The sequence below is a fragment of the Janthinobacterium sp. YR213 genome (assembly GCF_900099875.1).
In the GTDB taxonomy this organism is placed as follows: domain Bacteria; phylum Pseudomonadota; class Gammaproteobacteria; order Burkholderiales; family Burkholderiaceae_D; genus Janthinobacterium; species Janthinobacterium lividum.
In genome coordinates this window covers 788,819-804,955 of the sequence record NZ_FNDA01000001.1, presented here as the reverse complement: position 1 = coordinate 804,955, position 16,137 = coordinate 788,819, and the positions used below count along the sequence as shown (strand labels likewise).

Below are 16,137 nucleotides of genomic sequence, written 5' to 3'. Positions count from 1 at the left end.
GGGCGCATTCCGTCAAGCGTTACGCCTGATTGCGTTTTCCGCAATATGAAGTTGCATCCGGAAAAATCCACGACGCCTATACTGCCGCTGTCGCCCATTCCTTACTGCCTATCATGCTGACCATCTCGCTGCTGTGTTTATTTGCCTTCTTTGCCGGCCTGATCGATGCCGCCGTGGGCGGGGGCGGGCTGATCCAGCTGCCGGCCCTGTTCAACCTGATGCCGAACATGGCCTCGACCTCCTTGCTGGGCACGAACAAGCTGGCGTCCGCCTGCGGCACCACGTTTGCCGCCCGCTCGTTTGTCGGCAAGGTGCACATCCCGTGGCTGCTGGTGCTGCCGGCCGTGGCCAGCGCTTTCGTCATGTCCTTCATCGGCGCGGCCGCCGTGTCCTACGTGCCGCAACAGGTGGTGCGTCCCATGGTGCTGGTATTGATCATCATCATGGCCATCTACACCTTCATCAAGAAGGATTTCGGCACGACGCGCGAAGCGCGCCCCATCGGATCGCGCGAACGCATCCTCGCCATCGTCATCGGCGGCGCCATCGGCTTTTATGACGGCCTGTTCGGGCCGGGCACGGGCAGCTTCCTGATTTTCCTGTTCATCCGCGTCTTCGGCTTCGATTTCATCCTCGCCTCGGCCTGCTCGAAACTGGTGAATATCGCCACCAACGTGGCCGCGCTGGCCTTCTTCATTCCTGCCGGCCACGTGGTGTACGCCGTGGCCGCACCGATGGCTGTGTGCAACATCCTGGGCGCCCTGACGGGCACCTGGATCGCCGTGCGCCGCGGCGCCGCCTTCGTGCGCATCCTCTTCCTCGTGCTGCTGGTGCTGCTGATCGTCAAGTTGTCCTACGACATTTTCTTCAAGTAAGTTTCTGAACGACAACAAGCCATGAAAACCATCCAGGGCGTGCTGTGGGACAACGATGGCGTGCTGGTCAACACCGAGCAGCTGTTTTACGAAAGCAACCGCGACTTGCTCCTGCCCTACGGCATAGACCTGACGCCGAAGCAATTCTTTGACTGGTTCCTGGACAATAACTACGGCGCCTGGCATGTGCTGCTGGGGCAGGGCCATGAGATCGAGCTGGTCGAGCGCCTGCGGGCCGAGCGCACCGTGCTGTTCGCGCAGCGCCTGCGCCAGGCGCGCCAGCTGGCCATGCCCGGCATCGGGCCAGTGCTGGCGGCGCTGCGCCCGCATGTGGCGATGGGCGTCGTCACCAGCGCGTATGCGCAGCACTTTGACATCAGCCATGCTGCCACGGGCTTGCTCGGCCACTTCGACTTCGTGCTGACGCGGGAAATGTATGGCGAAAGCAAGCCGGCGCCCGACGGCTACCAGTTGGGCTTGCAGCGCCTGGGGCTGGCCGCCGCCGACTGCGTGGCCGTGGAAGACTCGCCGCGCGGCTTGCGCGCCGCCAACGCGGCCGGACTGGAATGCATCGTCGTGCGCAATTCCATGAACCGTCACCACGCGTTTGACGACGCTTTTTGCGTGGTGGATTCAAACGCCGAGCTGGGCGAAGTGCTGGCGGCGTTCGTGCCCGGCATGGCCCATGCGCCCCGGCAATTAGAGGCCTTCCTCTGATACGTCTTGCCGGCATGCCATTACAATTGTTTATCGCATTCACCGGCACCGTCCCACGATGACCCTCCCGCAACTGCACTTTGCCCACGCTAATAGTTATCCTGCCGGCACTTACCGCAAGCTGTTCGGCTTGCTGGGCCAGCACTACACCGTGCAGGCGCTCGACATGCATGCACACGACCCCGCTTACCCCGTCAGCACGGGCTGGCCCGAGCTGGTGCGCGAGTATATCGATGAACTGGAGCGCCGCTACAGTGCGCCCGTGATCCTCGTCGGCCATTCGCTGGGCGGCATGCTCAGCGTGATGGTGGCCAAGCAGCGGCCCGACCTGGTGCGCTGCGTGGTCTTGCTCGATTCGCCCGTGGTGGCGGGCTGGCGCGCCTTGCTGGTGCGGCTGGCGCGCAACACGGCGCTGGGCGAGCGGTTCTCGCCGTCACGTTTTTCCGCCCGGCGGCGCAAGCTGTGGCCGGACGCGCAAGCCGCGTATGAACACTTCGCGGCCAAGGACATGTTCGCCATCTGGGCACCGCATGTGTTGCGCGACTACATCGACAGCGGCCTGGTTCCCCATCCGGAAGGGGTGCAGCTGCGCTTTACGCGCGAAGTGGAAACGCAGGTCTACCGCAGCCTGCCGCACCACATCGGCGGCCTCGTCAAGGATGGTTTTCCTGTTCCCATCGGTTTTATCGGCGGCACGGAATCGGTGGAATGCCGGCAAGCGGGCTTGAAGGCCACGCGCAAGCTGGTCGGCAAGTTTTTCCGTCAGGTGCCGGGCGGGCATCTGTTTCCCATGGAAAACCCGGAACTGACGGCGCAAGTGGTGCGCGAGATGATCACGGCATTGCTGGCGAAGCAATAGAATATCGCCAAGGATTTTCAGGGGATGGGGGCCAACAACGGTGGATTTTCGCGTAAAATCCTGCCATCCGGGCCGCGCCTGCAGCAAGCGTGCGGCCCCAGCCATTCCGATATTCTAGAAAGATACCCCTGCGATGACGATTAAAAGCGATAAATGGATACGCCGCATGGCGGAAACAACGGGCATGATCGAGCCGTTCGAACCGGGCCAGGTCAAGGAACGCGACGGCAACCGCATCGTTTCCTACGGCACGTCCAGCTATGGCTATGACATCCGCTGCGCCGACGAGTTCAAGTTATTTACCAACATCAACACCACCATCGTCGACCCGAAGGATTTTGACGCGAACAACTTCGTCGACGTGTCCGGCAAGGGCTATTGCATCATTCCGCCGAATTCGTTCGCGCTGGCCCGTACCGTGGAGTATTTCCGCATTCCCCGCAATGTGCTGACGATTTGCCTGGGCAAGAGCACGTATGCGCGCTGCGGCATCATCGTCAACGTCACCCCGTTCGAACCGGAATGGGAAGGCTATGTGACGCTGGAATTTTCGAATACGACACCGTTGCCGGCGAAAATCTACGCCAACGAAGGCGTGGCGCAAGTGCTGTTCTTCGAGTCCGATGAAGTGTGCGAAACGTCGTACAAGGACCGCGGCGGCAAGTACCAGGGCCAGGTTGGCGTGACATTGCCGAAGACCTGATCGCCGTGCAGGGAGGGGTGCCAGCCGTCTTTACCTGCCTTTACACCTGCCGCCCTACATCCACGCGCCATGCTTGCCGTTAACCTTGGTATTGAAACACTGAGGAGGCAGTATGGTAGCGGCAATCGGTTCAGGCGGCGCGGTCAGCGCAGCCAGTAGCGCCAGTGCGGGCAGCGGTTCGCAGATCGCGGCGCTGCAAAAGCAGATCACGGCGGCGCAAAAGCAGTTGACGGAGTCGCAGAAGGGCGAGCAGACGGAGGCGTCGCAAAAGCTGCAGCAGCAGCTGGCGCAGCAAATCCAGGCCTTGCAGGCGCAAATTGCCCAGTTACAGGCGGCGGCCGCGCAGAAGGCGGCGCAGCAGGATGCTCAGCCGGCCAGCAGCGCCGATACGGCGACGAGCCCGGCCAAATCGACCTCGTCCACCTTGGGCAGTATCATCGATACGCAGGCGTAACAGCATTCTCCGCGCGTAAAAGACGCCAGGCTCGCCGACAGGTCAGCCTGGCGTTTTGACGGGTAGCAGCATTTCCACGCACAGTCCGCCACCGCTGCGCAAGCTGGCCCCGATGCTGCCGCCATGGGCGTTGATGACGTGCCGGGCGATGGCCAGGCCCAGGCCGTGGCCGTCCGTGCTGTGCTGGGTATTGCTGGCGCGGAAGAACGGTTCAAAAATGCGGGCCAGGTCGGCGCTGGCCACGCCGGGCCCCCGGTCCAGCACGGCGATGCGCAGCCACTCCTGCTTGCCGTCATGCAGGCGCGACAGCTCCACGTCCACCGTGCCGCCATCGGGGCTATGCTTGACGGCATTGCGCACCACGTTTTCCACGGCGCGCGCCAGCAGTTCGGGCTGGCCCGTGACGCTGGCGTCGGCCATGGCCGCGTCGACCGCCAGGTCGATGCCCATCAGGCGCGCCCTGGCTTCATAGCGGGCGTCGTCCACGATGTCGTGCACGAGGTCGGCGATGCCGACGTCTTCGCTGTGCGCGTGCCCGGCGCCCGCTTGCACGGCGCCCGCTTCCAGCCGCGACAGGGTCAGCAGTTCACCGATCAGCTTATCCATGCGTTCGCTTTCGCGTTCGATGCGCTGCATCGAGGCGGCCATCTTTTCCGGTTGCTGGTGCGCCAGGCCGATGGCGGCCTGCAAGCGCGCCAGCGGCGAGCGCAACTCGTGCGAGACGTCATGCAGCAAACGCGTCTGGCTATCCATGAGGCTGCGCAAACGGCCCGTCATGCGGTCGAAATCGCGGCCCAGGTCCGTCAATTCATCGCCGCGCTTGCCGCTGGGGTGAAAGCGCGGCGCCAGGTTGCCGTGCGAGGCGGCTTCGAACGCTTGCCGCAAGTCGCGGATGGGGCGCGCAAAATACCAGGCCAGCAAAAAAGCGAACAGCAGGCTGGCGGCGATGGCGGCCGCCAGGGGAATGAAGGTGCGGTAGGGGCTGTCCATGCGCGGCGGCATGCCGCGGCCGAATTCGCCGCGTGGCGGCGGGGCGCCCGCGTCGTTGGGCCGTGGGCCGGGTCCCATGGCGCGCGGGCCGCTCATGGCGACGGCGATGAGCGTGTCGCGCGCGGCGCCCGCCTCGGCATTGCGGAAACGTTCGGACGAGGGCAGGAACAGCAGGTAGCGCTGGCCGTCGCTGCCGGCCGCTTCGCGCACGACAGGATGGGCCTGGCCCTGTTTCAGCATGGCGCGCGCCTTGGCCAGCATGGCGGGATGCACGGCGCGGCCCATCAATTCTTGCCCTTTGGCATCGACGGCGAACACGCGCATGCGTTCGAGCTTGCCCAGGAATTGCCGTAATGCCTGACTGCCGCCCGCTTCCAGGGTGGCGCTGGCGGCCTCGATGATCATTTGCGCGGGCGGGCTGGTATCGATGTCGAGGGCCCGCTCCTGCTGCGCGGCCCGGTTTTTCAGCCAGAAGGTGCCGCCGATGCCGATGGTGGCCGTCACTTGCGCCAGCATGATGCACAGAAAAAACTTCCAGAACAGGCGGCCCACGCTTACTCCTTGATCAGCTGATAGCCGAGACGGTACACGGTTTGCAGGCAGGAGCGGCCGTCGGCCAGGCTGCCGAGTTTGCGGCGCAGGCTGCTCAAGTGCACGTCGATATTGCGGTCGAAGCGGGCCATGGGCCGGCCCAGGCCCAGTTCGGACAACTGATTCTTGCTGACGGGCTTGCCCGCATGGCGCACCAGCACTTCCAGCAGGTTGAATTCCGTGCTCGTCAGCTCCAGGTGCATGCCGGCCCAGGCGGCGCGGCGCTGTTCGGGCCACATCGTCAACTGGCCCACGGTCAGCGGCGCCAGGCCCGACGTATCGGGTGGCGCCGCTTGCGCGCGGCGCAGGATGGCGCGGATGCGCGCCGTCAGCTCGCGCGGCGTGCACGGTTTGGTCACGTAATCGTCGGCGCCCAGCTCCAGCCCCACAATGCGGTCCGTATCGTCGCCGCGCGCCGTCAGCATCAAGATGGGCAGATTGCTGCCGGCGCGGATGCGGCGCAGGGTTTCCAGGCCATTCATGCGCGGCATCATGACGTCGAGGATGGCGATGGCATACAGGCCCGTCAGCGCTTCGGCCGCACCGCTTTCGCCGTCATGCACGGCGCGGGCGTCAAAACCTTCCTGCGTCAGGTATTCCTGGAACATGCCGACCAGTTCCACGTCGTCATCGATTAACAAAACCTTGCTCATGCCTGTGCTTTTTCGGGTGAATATCGCCCGATGATAGCAGTCAAAGGGGGCTGTTCACGGTGGTTTTACCCGCTTTTACATACGTCTGCTTACATTCCGCCCCTTTCCTTTACACGCTTTTACGCGGCCCTAACGTTGCTTTACACGTCAGGCGCCGACAATCAGGGCTGATCGCCACGAAAGGAAAGCCCGATGAAATACCTGAGTATTGCCGTATCCCTGTTGCTGCTGTCCGCCTGCAGCATGCCGCTGCTGGCACTGGCCCAGCAAGAATCTGCACCGGACGGCCCGCCAGCGCGCACCGTGGAAGGGCCGCCGCCCGGCTTCGGCCATGGCCCGGGCGCGCCAGGCTTGCCGCCGTTCCTGCACGGCATCGATTTGAGCGAAGCGCAGCAGGACAAGGTCTTCGCCGCCACCTATGCCCAGGCGCCCTTGCTGCGGGAACAGGAAAAGATCGCCTTCAAGGCCCATGCGCAGCTGCGCGCGCTGGCCGGATCCAGCGCCTACGACGATGCCAAGGCCAGCGCGCTGGCGAATACGGCGGCGCAAGCCATGGCAAAGATCAGCTTGCAGCAGGCGCGGCTGGAGCAGCAATTGCTGGCCGTGCTGACGCCGGAACAGCGCCAGCAGGCGCAGCAGTGGCACGACAGCCGCCAAGTTCCGCGCGGCCCCCGGCGCCTCCCGTAAAACGCACGCGCGATCACAGGGAGAGTCAGCATGCGCATCCATGCCTTGCGTCCGGGCAGCAGCTTGCAGGCGCTCTCGCGACATGCGACACAGGCGCTGTTCCTGTGCGCCAGCCTGAGCCCCGCCTTGGCGGGCTTGCCTTGATGGAGTATGTATGGAATTACATGATCACGGCCTGGCATCCGACCTCGAAATGATGCGGCAGCAGGCAGCTGAGCGGCGGCAAGTGTTGCGCTGGCTGCTGGCCGGCGCCGCCACCTTGCCTTTGATGAGCTGCGGCGGCGGGTCGGACGCCAGCAGCACGGGAAGCAGCAGCGCTGCCGCTGGCAGCGCCGGCACCGTCACGATACCGACCACGGGCGCCTGCACGGTGATTCCAGAAGAAACGGGCGGGCCGTACCCGGCCGACGGCACGAACACGAATGGCGGCAGCATCATCAACGTGCTGAACCAGTCAGGCGTCGTGCGCAGCGATATCCGCGCCAGTTTCAATGGCGCCACGGGCGTGGCGGCGGGCGTGCCATTGACCATCAATTTGCAGTTGCTTAACGCCAGCGGCAATTGCGCCAGTCTGGCCGGCTACGCCGTCTATCTGTGGCATTGCGACCGCGAAGGTTTGTATTCGCTGTATTCGAGCGGCGTGACGGCGCAGAATTACTTGCGCGGCGTGCAGGAAACGGACAGCGCCGGCAACCTCAGCTTCACGACCATCTTTCCCGGCTGCTACGCGGGACGCATGCCGCACGTGCATTTCGAGGTCTATCCCAGCCTGGTCAAGGCGGCCTCTGCCGCGAACCGCATCAAGACGTCGCAATTCACTTTCCCGATGGCAACGTTGAGCGAGGCTTACACGGCCAGCGGCTACACGGCCAGCGTGCGTAATCTGTCGCAGATTAGCTATGCCACCGACAATGTCTTCAGCGACGGCACCAGCTTGCAGATGGCCACGGTGACGGGCAATGCCACGCAGGGCTATGTCATCACCCTGATTGTCGCCGTGAACGGTTAAGTTGTCGTCATGAAACCCAGGTCGCGCCGGCTGAAGTTGCCGATGTTCGGGAAGACCCCGGCCAGCTGGCTGTCGGCCACGCCGAACCACTTGGCCAGGGTGGCGCCGTACTGGTCGACGGAGGTGGTCGGCAGCAGGGCGCCGGAACCGACGTCCAGCTCATGGCCCAGGCCCGTGACGGGGAAGGCGCCGTAGATGTCGCGGCCCTTCACGGCGCCGCCCACGACAAAGTGGTGCGCGCCCCAGCCGTGATCCGTGCCGTCGCCGTTGCTGCTGAAGGTGCGGCCGAAGTCCGACGCTGTAAACGTCGTCACCTGGCGCCGCAGGTCCGCGCCCTGCAGGGCCGCCAGGGTCGTGTCGAAGTACGCCAGCGCATGGGCCAGGCGCGCCATCAGGTCGGCATGCAGCACTTTTTGCCGGTCATGCGTGTCGAAGCTGCCCAGTGTCACATAAAACACTTGCCGTTTCGCCCCCAGGGCGCCGCGCCCGCCGATGATGCGCGCCACGGTCTGCAATTGCACGGCCAGCGGATTGACGCCGGACACGCCCGTGTTCGGATTGATGTAGGGCGGGGGATTGGGCACGCCGCCCGCGCCGGCTGCCAGCATGGCGCCGCTGAGGATGCTCTGGCTGGAAATGGCGCGCTGCACGACGGCCACGTGCTCCTGTTCGATCAGGTCGCTTCCCGCATCGTTGATGATGGCTTGCAATGCGCCCGCACCGCCCGTGCTGCCAAACAGGTTGCCGCTCAAGCCGCGGATGGGCACGGCGCCCGCCTGGCCCACCTGGAACTGGCGCACCTGGCGCCCGCTGAGAAAGACAGTGTTGCCCGCAGCGGAAATGGCCGTGAACATGGCATTCGTATTGAGCGAGCCGGCCACGTCGGCCACGCGGCCGCCCCAGCCCGTGCTGGCCCCTTCGGGTGAACCGGATTGCCACGTCGATTGCTGGTCGTTGTGCGAGAACAGTTTGGGTGGCAAGGCCACGCTGCCTGCCTTGTACTGCGCCAGGGTGGCGGGCTGGATCAGGGTGCCCACATTGGCCACGATGGCGGCGCGGCCATTGTCGAACAGGTCTTTCAGGGGCGCCAGCTGGGGATGCAGGGCGAAGGCGCGGCCCGTTTGCGCGGTGGCGGGCACGATGGGCAGCACGCCGCCCGTCTCGCCCACGCCGGGCAGATGGATGGAATCGACGCCGCCCGTGTTGCGCAGGCGCGCGTATTCATTCCATGACGTGGGATCGGTGGCCAGCACCGTGTTGAAGGCGTCGTTGCCGCCTGCCATGAACAGGCACACCATGGCCTTGTAGTCGCCGGCCGTTTGCGCGGCGGCGTTGCCCATGGCGGCCAGGTTCATGGCGAAGGGGGCGGCCGTGGTGCCGGCCAGGCTCAGCATGGAACCGAGGAAACGGCGGCGGGAAAAGGGGAGATTTTGCATGTGATCGCTCTTATTTTTGCACCAGATAGGCCGGCGAGGCCATGGTCAGGAAAATGGCCAGCTTGACGCGGTTGGCCTGGGCCGTGGCTACCTGCGCGGCATTGCTGGCCGTGGCCGCGGGGATGCTGACGCCATTGATGGCGGTCAGGATTTGTCCGCGCAGGCTGGCGGGCATGCTGCCATGCATCAGGAGCAGGTTGATGCGGTCGAGCAGTGCGCCCGTGTCGCTGACAAGTGCCAGTTCGCGCGTGTAGTCCGGCTTGATTTCGCGGGCTTCGCCCACGCCCCTGTCGAGCACATCCTGCATGTAATTCAGGTAGCCGGTGACGGACGGCTCCGATGTGATCTGCAGTTCCGGCGCCACCAGGCCCGCGCCGGCCAGCGCGGAGTTGGGCGGTATGTAGGAAGGGCGGAAGAAGCTGAACACGGATGCGGGATTCAAGGGCCCCTGGCCCAGCCCGGTCAAGGGATCATCGAGATAGTAGATGCGGTAGCGTGCGTTGGACGCCTTGGCGTCGAAGGCGCGGATCCAGCTGGCGAGGCGCATTATCGGCTCGCGCAGCTTGCCGGTGCGCAAACTTGTCCCGCTGGCCGCCAGCGCTTCCTGATCGAGCAGCACGGCGCGGACGATAGCTTGCATGTCGCCGCGCACGCCATTGCCGTTGTTGGCAAAGGCGGCCGCTACCCGGCCCACATAAGCGGGGCTGGGATTGCTGCTGACGAGGCGCTGGATCAGTTGGCGGGCAAAGAATGGTCCCGCGTTCGGATGGTTGAACAGGGTATCGAGTGCCAGTTTCAAGTCCGCCTCGCCGCTGGTGACGCCGGATATGCTTTGTCCCAGGAAACGCTTCTCTCCGCTGGAATGAAACGCAGGGTAGTTCTGCATCGGTTTCCAGTCGCGGTCGGGATCGGCCACGTTGCCGATGAAGCGGTTGTTGCTCAAATCGGGACCGGCCCAGCTCCAGCCGGTAAACACGCGGGCAAGCCCGACTACGTCGTCGCGCGTATAGGTGGCGATGGGTTTGCCTGCAGCCAGTTTCAGGCTGCCATCAGCATTGAGCTGGTACAGGCCGATGGTAAACAGCTGCATCACTTCGCGCGCGAAATTTTCGTCCGGTGCACGGGTTGCCGTTTCTTTCTGATTGCGCATGTGCGACAGGTACAGCCCCATCATCGGATGCAGGGCCACGTCATTGAGCAGATTGCGGAAGTTGCCGAAAGCGTGGTGGCCCAGCATGTCGTAGTAGGCGGCCACGCCACGTACTCGTGGCTGGATGGCATCGTTTTGCATGGAAATGACGAAGATTTCCGACAGGGCAAAGGCGATGCGTTGACGCAACTGGTCCTCGCCGCGCATGCTTTGCTGCCAGAACGATTCGTCAAAGCCGCGCGACGTCAGCTTTTCACCTCCGGCCGCTTCGGCCGCCAGCAGTTTGTCGATATACGCGCGGTGCAAGGTTTGCGGTTTGGAAAACTGAGTCCTGAACCACGCATCGCTGTCGCTGGCCGCCAGCGCATCGATGGCTGCCATGTTGGGGCCGAACGTGGCGCGGCCCAGGAAGCGCGACGCTTCCTGGCGCGTGAAGGTGGTGGCCGCCTGGCCGGCCGGAGGCGTGGTCAGCGGCGGCGGAGGAATGGTATCGCCTGGCGTGGTGCCGGGGGCTGCCGGATCGCCGGGGGCGGTGGTCCCTGGAGGAACCACCGAGATGTCCGGGTTCTGGATGGCGCCGGTGTTGCTGTCGCCGCCACCGCCGCATGCGGCAAGCAGGCTGACCAATGTGATGGCCAGCAAACGGCGCAAAGTTGGGTCTGTCATTTAGTTTCTCTCGGGCAATCAAATTTTAGCCCATTAATTGTAGGCCCTAGCTACCACAATCCTGTTTTCAATTAACTATTTACGTGTTGGCCACGTTTTCATTTGCCTGACGTTGGCGTGGTGTTGATGCTCTTTTCGGCGCTGTAGGGCGAACTTTATTCTTTGAAAATGGAAAATATTTTTTGCCGATTACGCGCACTGTGGCGGATAGGCGACGTAATCATTCCCGCCAATTAAGCTTGTTTGAAAGCTCATCTTGGCAACGAAACCCGCTTCGCCGGAAACCATGGTTTTTACGTCATCGGCGAAATGCCGTTCGCCACCCGCTCCGTTTTTTCCCCGCGTCCTTTCCCTGCGCATGGCTGGCATGGCCCTTGCGTCAGGGAGGCATGGGTCACCCGCCCGCCTTTCACCGGAGCCTGCCATGACCAGCCGTCTGCTCGCCTATCGTCCCGAAATGGAATTGCCTGAAGCGCCGGGCCTGCTGCCCCTGCAGCAGGAAGACGAGCTGGCACTGGCGGCGCAGTTGCTGGAACTGCAGGCGCCGGCCCAGTTCGACGCTTTCTTGGCGCGCCAATTGGGCGCCACTGCGGCGGGCCGGCAAGTGCGCGGTACGCCGCTGGAAGGACCGCTGCACCAGCTGCTGGGCAAGGTGGTGGCGCCCCTGTTGCCGTTGCATGGTGGTTCGCCGCAGGCGCTCAAGCGGCGCGCTGCCGGCATCTTCGGCATGGAACTGGAAGGTTTGAGCCCGGAAGACAAGGAATTCGAACTGGCGCGCCAGGTCGTGCATCTGATCGATGCCGTCAATACGGAGCTGGCGCAGGACGGCGCCACCGGCGCGCGCGCTCCCAGGGCGTGGGTGGAAACGGCCCTGCTGCAAGTGGCACGCAGCGTGGCGCCAGGCTTGCTCAGGCAGGCGGCGCAAACGCCAGGACGGGACGCTGGCCGCTGGCGCCGCGAGGGCGGGCACATCGTCGTGCTCGATTGTTAGCCGGACGGCCAGTCTGTCCGGCAAGGTAGTCCCAACCGAGGTTATAACTTTGAGGAGCTCATCATGCATGACTTGGATCGTACGACCCTGGAATACGGACAGGAGATGTCCGGTTTTGAAGCGGAGCAGTTCGAGTTTGGCCAGGGCGAGTGGAGCGGCGAGGGGGGCGCGAACGCCATGTTTTCCGAGACCGAGGAGATGGAGCTGGCGAATGAATTGTTGTCGGTCAGCAATGAAGCCGAACTCGAGCAGTTTCTCGGCAATTTCCTGCGCAAGGCTGCTTCCGTCGCGGGTGGCATCATCAAGTCGCCCGTGGGGCAAGCCATCGGCGGCGTGCTCAAGGGCGTGGCGAAGAAGGCCATTCCCCTGGCCGGCGGCGCCATCGGTGGCTATTTCGGCGGCCCGCTTGGGGCCAAGATAGGCAGCGGCCTGGCCTCGGCCGCTGGCGGCGCACTGGGGCTGGAAGCGGAAGCGTCGTCGAACGAGGACCGCGAATTCGAGGGCGCCAAGCAGTTCGTGCGCCTGGCCGCCGATACCGTCAACCGCGCCGCGCAAGCGCGCGGTGCGGGCGATCCGCGCGCCATCGCCCAGTCGGCGGTCAGCGCGGCGGCGCGCCAGTTCGCGCCAGGCTTGCTGGGACGCCCCGGCAGCCAGGTCTCCACGCAGAACGGCAGCGGCGCTGGTGCGGGTGGCGGCATGGTGCAGGGCGGTGCGCGCAGCGGCGCCGGCATGCGTCCGTCCAGTGGCCGCTGGGCGCGCCAGGGTCACAAAATCGTCCTGTACGGGGTCTGACATCATGGCCATCGGCGCTTATGCTGCCTGGATGCTGGAGCAGGAGGCGCGCTCGCTGCTGACGCGGCTGGCGCGGCTGGAGCCGTTCGCGCTGATCGAGCCGACGGTGCTGGCGGCGGCCCTGATGCCCAGCGCCCAGTCGGCCATCGAAAGCCAGCTGGTACAGGGCCGGCGCGCATTGCGGCGCATGGTGGCCCAGTTCCAGTGGTGGCTGCGGCGCGAGCACGCCGATGGCGCCAGCATGGCCACGGCCGCCGAGGCGCAGCGCCGTTTTACCTTCCTGCGCCTGAAGTTCAATGCCGCGCTGACCCAGTTCGATCTGTTCAACGAAGTCATCACCCAGCGCAGCGAGCACAAGACGGGCGTGTGGCTGGCCGGCCTGGACATTGTTGCCGCCGACGCGCTGGCGCTGCCCGGCAATGTGTACCAGGCGCCGCCCGTGATCTGCTACCTGGACCGGGGGCCGGGCGCGGCCATCCGCCGTGCGCGCACGCGCCTGCCCGGCGGCGGCGACAATCCCGTCGCCATCATCCGCCTGCCGCGCGAACGCATGATCGGCAGCAGCATCGCCTCGTCGCTGGTGCACGAAATAGGCCACCAGGGGGCTGCGCTACTGGACCTGGTGGCGTCCTTGCGGCCCGTGCTGCAAGCGATGCAGCAGGGCGGCAGCGGCTTTGTTCACGTGTGGCAATTGTGGGAGCGGTGGATTTCCGAGATCGTGGCCGATTTCTGGTCGCTGGCGCGGGTCGGCGTGGCCGCCACCCTGGGCCTGATCGGCGTGGTCAGCCTGCCGCGCGTGTTTGTCTTCCGCCTCAATATCGACGATCCCCACCCGGTGCCATGGCTGCGGGTGCGCCTGAGCTGCGCCATGGGACGGGCCTTGTATCCGCATCCGCAGTGGGACCGCCTGGAGCAGCTGTGGCTGTCGTACTACCCGCTGGCCGGCCTGCCGCCGGCCCGGCAGCGGCTGCTGGAACAGTTGCAGACCAGCATGGCTGCCCTGGTGGGCTTGCTGGTGCAGCACCGGCCGCCGGCCTTGCGCGGCGGCTCGCTGGTCGAAGCCATGGCCGTGCACACGCGCCAGCCGGCCATGCTGGCGCAGTTGTTTCGCAGCTGGAGCCTGGCGCCGGGGCAGATGTACCGGGCGACGCCGACCCTGGTGTTCGCCGTGCTGGGCCAGGCGCGCGCCAGCGGTGCCTTGAGCCCGGAAGACGAAAGCGAGCTGCTGGGGCGTTTGCTGACCCATTGGGCCCTGCGCAGCACCCTGGACACGTCGGAGCTGTGCGCGGATGTCGTGCGGCATGGCCGCCAGCCCGGCAGGCCGCTGCCGCTCCTGGCATCGCGTTTGATTATCCATTGAGGAGAATGACATGAGCAGCAAGATGAGCAGCAATATGGGTGGCAAGATGGGCCGCAGGAGCGGGGCGGCGGGCCAGGCGGGGCCGAAGCACCACGGCGGCAGCATCGCTGTCACCGTGCACGAGCAGGACAGCGGGGCCATGGTCGTCAATGCCGCCATCAGCCTGTACCGGGGAGCCGAGGCGGATTGCCATGATTTCAATGCCGCCACCTGGGTAGCCGATCCCGCCATGCTGGTGGGCGTGCGCTGGACGGATGGCCGTGGCAGTACCGTGTTTGCCGACCTGGCCACGGGCAGCTACGTGGGGGTGTATGGCAATTTCCCCGCCACGGCGCCGCAGTGCGTGACGGTGCAGTCCGGCTGCAGCGCCGTGCTGTGTTTCAAGCCGCAGCTCAATCCGCAGGTGGGGCTGGTTTTTGAAACGGCGGACTGCCATCCCAGCGACTGCAATTTTGGCAGGGTGGGTGACCGTGCCGTGGCCACCGTCTCGTTTGACGGCGATCAAAGCGCAGACGGGCGCGACCAGGTGCAGGTGCTGGCCGCCGCCCCGTGGGTACCCATGCGTGGTGTGCCGAATGCCTTTTCCACCCCCGTGCGGCGTGCCGGCATGCACCGTTTCACGGGGCAGATGATGTTGTCGCAGCGTCCCGAGCTGCGCAATGCCTTGCCCGTGCCGGAAGGGCTGAGCCCGAACGCCATGCTGGCCGTGGACGCGGAATACGAGGCGGAGGAGCGCCAGCCGCAGCCCATCTCGGGCAATGTGGGCGTGTCGCTGACGCGCACGGAAACGGAGCCGACGGAAGATTTGCCGCTGTGGACCCTGATACGCAACAGCACTGAAGCGATGTCGTTTACGAATTACCTGCATTTCATGGACAGCCTGTTTTGCGGCGACCTGGCCAATGTGCGCGGCTTCGAGCAGGAGCGCTTCGTCAAAAAGGCCGACATGTTCCAGCAGCTCAAGCAGCGCCGCGCGCTGCCGTTTTCGGATGCCGATTCCTACCGCGTGCTGAAAGTGGCGACGGAGGCGTTCGTGATGGTCAATTGCGGCGTGCTGAACCAGCCGCTGGCCTTCAATCCCGCGGAAGACAACGCCTACCTGGACCGGCGCGACATCCCCCAGGGGCGCGACCTGGAAACCGTGCTGCGCAACGATTACCTGGAAAACATCGATGGTTTCCAGACCTTGCCCTACCTGGCCGTGATCCGCCGCAAGCTGCCCGACATCCCCATCAGCATCCCGCGCGGCCAGGAAGGCGAAGTGGACCTGTGCTTCGGCATCATCCAGGAAAAGCTGGCCAATCCCTGCCTGCTGGAACTGATCTGGTCGTACTGGCACGAAGAGGGCATGCTGGTACAAACCATGAATGCCATCGCGCAACGCTTCCAGAATCTGCGCGCGCCGGGCAAGCAACTCGATCCCCTGTCGAACACGGAAATCGACATGTTGCGTCCGCTGAATAATTTACTCTGGGGATACACGCAGGATGAGCAGCATCGGCTGACCGTGATGCGCCGGAACTATGAGTATGACCATCACTACGGTGTGCGCCTGGACGGCAAGGCAGTGCAGCACTTCCGGCCAGCCGATAGCCGCTCCAAATTCCTGGAAGCGTTCCACCACTTGCTGCGCCTGCTCACTTCGTTCTACAAGCAGGATGACGACACCACCGTGAAGGCGGACGCCTTCCCCGTGCTCAACGCGCTCAAGGAAATTCATTTGATCCTGTCGCAGGGCGCGCACAACCAGTTCGGCGATTTGCCGTCGACGGCGCGCATCGAAATGCTGATGCAGCAATGGATGCTGGCGCGCCCCGAATTCCGTGAATTTTTGCCTACGCGCGTGATGGTGGCGTATCCGGAACCGTGGATGGACAGGGTCGATGCCATGAAGAAATTGCAAGGCTGGACGGATACGAGCGTGATGCACTTCCGCAACCTCGCCATCTTCGGCGAGCAATTGCTGCTGTCCGTGCGCTATGGCAACTGGAGCGACATCTATGAACCGACGCAGGCATTCAACTGGGCGCGCTTCTGGCGCCCGCAAGTGCAAGGCTACATCCACGGCTATCGCGCCGCCACCGGGGTCGACCTGTCCGTCGACAGCAGCGACCCGGCGATCGAATCGACGATGCCCTCGGTGTTGCTGCGCCAGCGCCTGAGCCAGCAGCTGCGCAGTGTCTAGGGCGGGGGCGGGGCGGGTG

15 protein-coding genes are annotated in these 16,137 nt (G+C 64.6%); 11 read left to right on the top strand and 4 right to left on the bottom strand.

The genetic code is table 11. The features are described 5' to 3' along the window. The first annotated feature begins 113 nt into the window (after positions 1–113). The 5 genes from BLT98_RS03625 to BLT98_RS03605 all read left to right on the top strand — a co-directional run bounded on the left by BLT98_RS03625 (position 114) and on the right by BLT98_RS03605 (position 3,608). The gene (locus tag BLT98_RS03625) at positions 114–875 is read left to right on the top strand and encodes a sulfite exporter TauE/SafE family protein (protein WP_034784407.1); all 762 of its coding nucleotides are present in this window, start codon (positions 114–116) and stop codon (positions 873–875) included. Between the two features lie 21 nt (positions 876–896). Further along, a complete protein-coding gene (locus tag BLT98_RS03620) occupies positions 897–1,592 on the top strand; it encodes an HAD family hydrolase (RefSeq protein WP_092605315.1) in 696 nt (231 codons plus the stop codon). Between the two features lie 58 nt (positions 1,593–1,650). Further along, positions 1,651–2,451, top strand: coding sequence for an alpha/beta fold hydrolase (locus BLT98_RS03615; RefSeq protein ID WP_034784409.1), 801 nt, complete (start codon positions 1,651–1,653; stop codon positions 2,449–2,451). A gap of 133 nt (positions 2,452–2,584) precedes the next feature. Then, on the top strand, positions 2,585–3,154 hold the full coding sequence (gene dcd, locus BLT98_RS03610; RefSeq protein WP_034755486.1) for a dCTP deaminase: 570 nt from the start codon (positions 2,585–2,587) through the stop codon (positions 3,152–3,154). Positions 3,155–3,266: 112 nt separating this feature from the next. Then, a complete protein-coding gene (locus BLT98_RS03605; RefSeq protein ID WP_092605313.1) occupies positions 3,267–3,608 on the top strand; it encodes a FlxA-like family protein in 342 nt (113 codons plus the stop codon). A 42-nt stretch (positions 3,609–3,650) separates the two neighbouring features. Here BLT98_RS03605 and BLT98_RS03600 read toward each other — a convergent pair whose 3' ends face one another. Both BLT98_RS03600 and BLT98_RS03595 read right to left on the bottom strand, forming a co-directional pair. Beyond that, positions 3,651–5,150, bottom strand: a complete 1,500-nt coding sequence (locus BLT98_RS03600) for a HAMP domain-containing sensor histidine kinase (protein WP_092605311.1) — start codon at positions 5,148–5,150, stop codon at positions 3,651–3,653. 2 nt (positions 5,151–5,152) lie between these two features. Then, the gene (locus tag BLT98_RS03595) at positions 5,153–5,842 is read right to left on the bottom strand and encodes a response regulator transcription factor (RefSeq protein WP_034784412.1); all 690 of its coding nucleotides are present in this window, start codon (positions 5,840–5,842) and stop codon (positions 5,153–5,155) included. A 192-nt stretch (positions 5,843–6,034) separates the two neighbouring features. Here BLT98_RS03595 and BLT98_RS03590 point away from each other — a divergent pair, with 192 nt between their 5' ends. Together BLT98_RS03590 and BLT98_RS03585 are read left to right on the top strand one after the other, a co-directional pair. After that, entirely contained in the window at positions 6,035–6,529 is a 495-nt protein-coding gene (locus tag BLT98_RS03590; RefSeq protein ID WP_092605309.1) for a Spy/CpxP family protein refolding chaperone, read from the top strand. A 154-nt stretch (positions 6,530–6,683) separates the two neighbouring features. Further along, positions 6,684–7,538, top strand: coding sequence for a dioxygenase family protein (locus BLT98_RS03585; protein WP_092605307.1), 855 nt, complete (start codon positions 6,684–6,686; stop codon positions 7,536–7,538). Here BLT98_RS03585 and BLT98_RS03580 read toward each other — a convergent pair. Together BLT98_RS03580 and BLT98_RS03575 are read right to left on the bottom strand one after the other, a co-directional pair. After that, on the bottom strand, positions 7,535–8,974 hold the full coding sequence (locus tag BLT98_RS03580; protein WP_092605305.1) for a DUF1501 domain-containing protein: 1,440 nt from the start codon (positions 8,972–8,974) through the stop codon (positions 7,535–7,537). The two genes, BLT98_RS03585 and BLT98_RS03580, sit on opposite strands and share 4 nt — an antisense overlap. A gap of 10 nt (positions 8,975–8,984) precedes the next feature. Continuing rightward, on the bottom strand, positions 8,985–10,790 hold the full coding sequence (locus BLT98_RS03575; RefSeq protein ID WP_092605303.1) for a DUF1800 domain-containing protein: 1,806 nt from the start codon (positions 10,788–10,790) through the stop codon (positions 8,985–8,987). A gap of 424 nt (positions 10,791–11,214) precedes the next feature. On the opposite strand from BLT98_RS03575, the gene BLT98_RS03570 reads away from it, so the two are divergent. The 4 genes from BLT98_RS03570 (at position 11,215) to BLT98_RS03555 (ending at position 16,118) form a co-directional block, all read left to right on the top strand. Then, positions 11,215–11,781 (top strand): hypothetical protein, encoded by a 567-nt coding sequence (locus BLT98_RS03570; RefSeq protein ID WP_092605301.1) that lies wholly within the window; start codon positions 11,215–11,217, stop codon positions 11,779–11,781. A gap of 63 nt (positions 11,782–11,844) precedes the next feature. Beyond that, entirely contained in the window at positions 11,845–12,573 is a 729-nt protein-coding gene (locus BLT98_RS03565) for a hypothetical protein (protein ID WP_092605299.1), read from the top strand. A gap of 4 nt (positions 12,574–12,577) precedes the next feature. Continuing rightward, entirely contained in the window at positions 12,578–13,933 is a 1,356-nt protein-coding gene (locus tag BLT98_RS03560) for a hypothetical protein (protein WP_092605297.1), read from the top strand. A gap of 10 nt (positions 13,934–13,943) precedes the next feature. Continuing rightward, the gene (locus BLT98_RS03555) at positions 13,944–16,118 is read left to right on the top strand and encodes a hypothetical protein (RefSeq protein WP_092605295.1); all 2,175 of its coding nucleotides are present in this window, start codon (positions 13,944–13,946) and stop codon (positions 16,116–16,118) included. The last annotated feature ends 19 nt before the right edge of the window (positions 16,119–16,137 follow it).

Coding starts and splice junctions, on each gene's coding strand:
- BLT98_RS03625 (WP_034784407.1), top strand. CDS start 114: ATGCTGACCATCTCGCTGCTGTGTTTATTTGCCTTCTTTGCCGGCCTG.
- BLT98_RS03620 (WP_092605315.1), top strand. CDS start 897: ATGAAAACCATCCAGGGCGTGCTGTGGGACAACGATGGCGTGCTGGTC.
- BLT98_RS03615 (WP_034784409.1), top strand. CDS start 1,651: ATGACCCTCCCGCAACTGCACTTTGCCCACGCTAATAGTTATCCTGCC.
- dcd (WP_034755486.1), top strand. CDS start 2,585: ATGACGATTAAAAGCGATAAATGGATACGCCGCATGGCGGAAACAACG.
- BLT98_RS03605 (WP_092605313.1), top strand. CDS start 3,267: ATGGTAGCGGCAATCGGTTCAGGCGGCGCGGTCAGCGCAGCCAGTAGC.
- BLT98_RS03595 (WP_034784412.1), bottom strand. CDS start 5,842: ATGAGCAAGGTTTTGTTAATCGATGACGACGTGGAACTGGTCGGCATG.
- BLT98_RS03590 (WP_092605309.1), top strand. CDS start 6,035: ATGAAATACCTGAGTATTGCCGTATCCCTGTTGCTGCTGTCCGCCTGC.
- BLT98_RS03585 (WP_092605307.1), top strand. CDS start 6,684: ATGGAATTACATGATCACGGCCTGGCATCCGACCTCGAAATGATGCGG.
- BLT98_RS03580 (WP_092605305.1), bottom strand. CDS start 8,974: ATGCAAAATCTCCCCTTTTCCCGCCGCCGTTTCCTCGGTTCCATGCTG.
- BLT98_RS03575 (WP_092605303.1), bottom strand. CDS start 10,790: ATGACAGACCCAACTTTGCGCCGTTTGCTGGCCATCACATTGGTCAGC.
- BLT98_RS03570 (WP_092605301.1), top strand. CDS start 11,215: ATGACCAGCCGTCTGCTCGCCTATCGTCCCGAAATGGAATTGCCTGAA.
- BLT98_RS03565 (WP_092605299.1), top strand. CDS start 11,845: ATGCATGACTTGGATCGTACGACCCTGGAATACGGACAGGAGATGTCC.
- BLT98_RS03560 (WP_092605297.1), top strand. CDS start 12,578: ATGGCCATCGGCGCTTATGCTGCCTGGATGCTGGAGCAGGAGGCGCGC.
- BLT98_RS03555 (WP_092605295.1), top strand. CDS start 13,944: ATGAGCAGCAAGATGAGCAGCAATATGGGTGGCAAGATGGGCCGCAGG.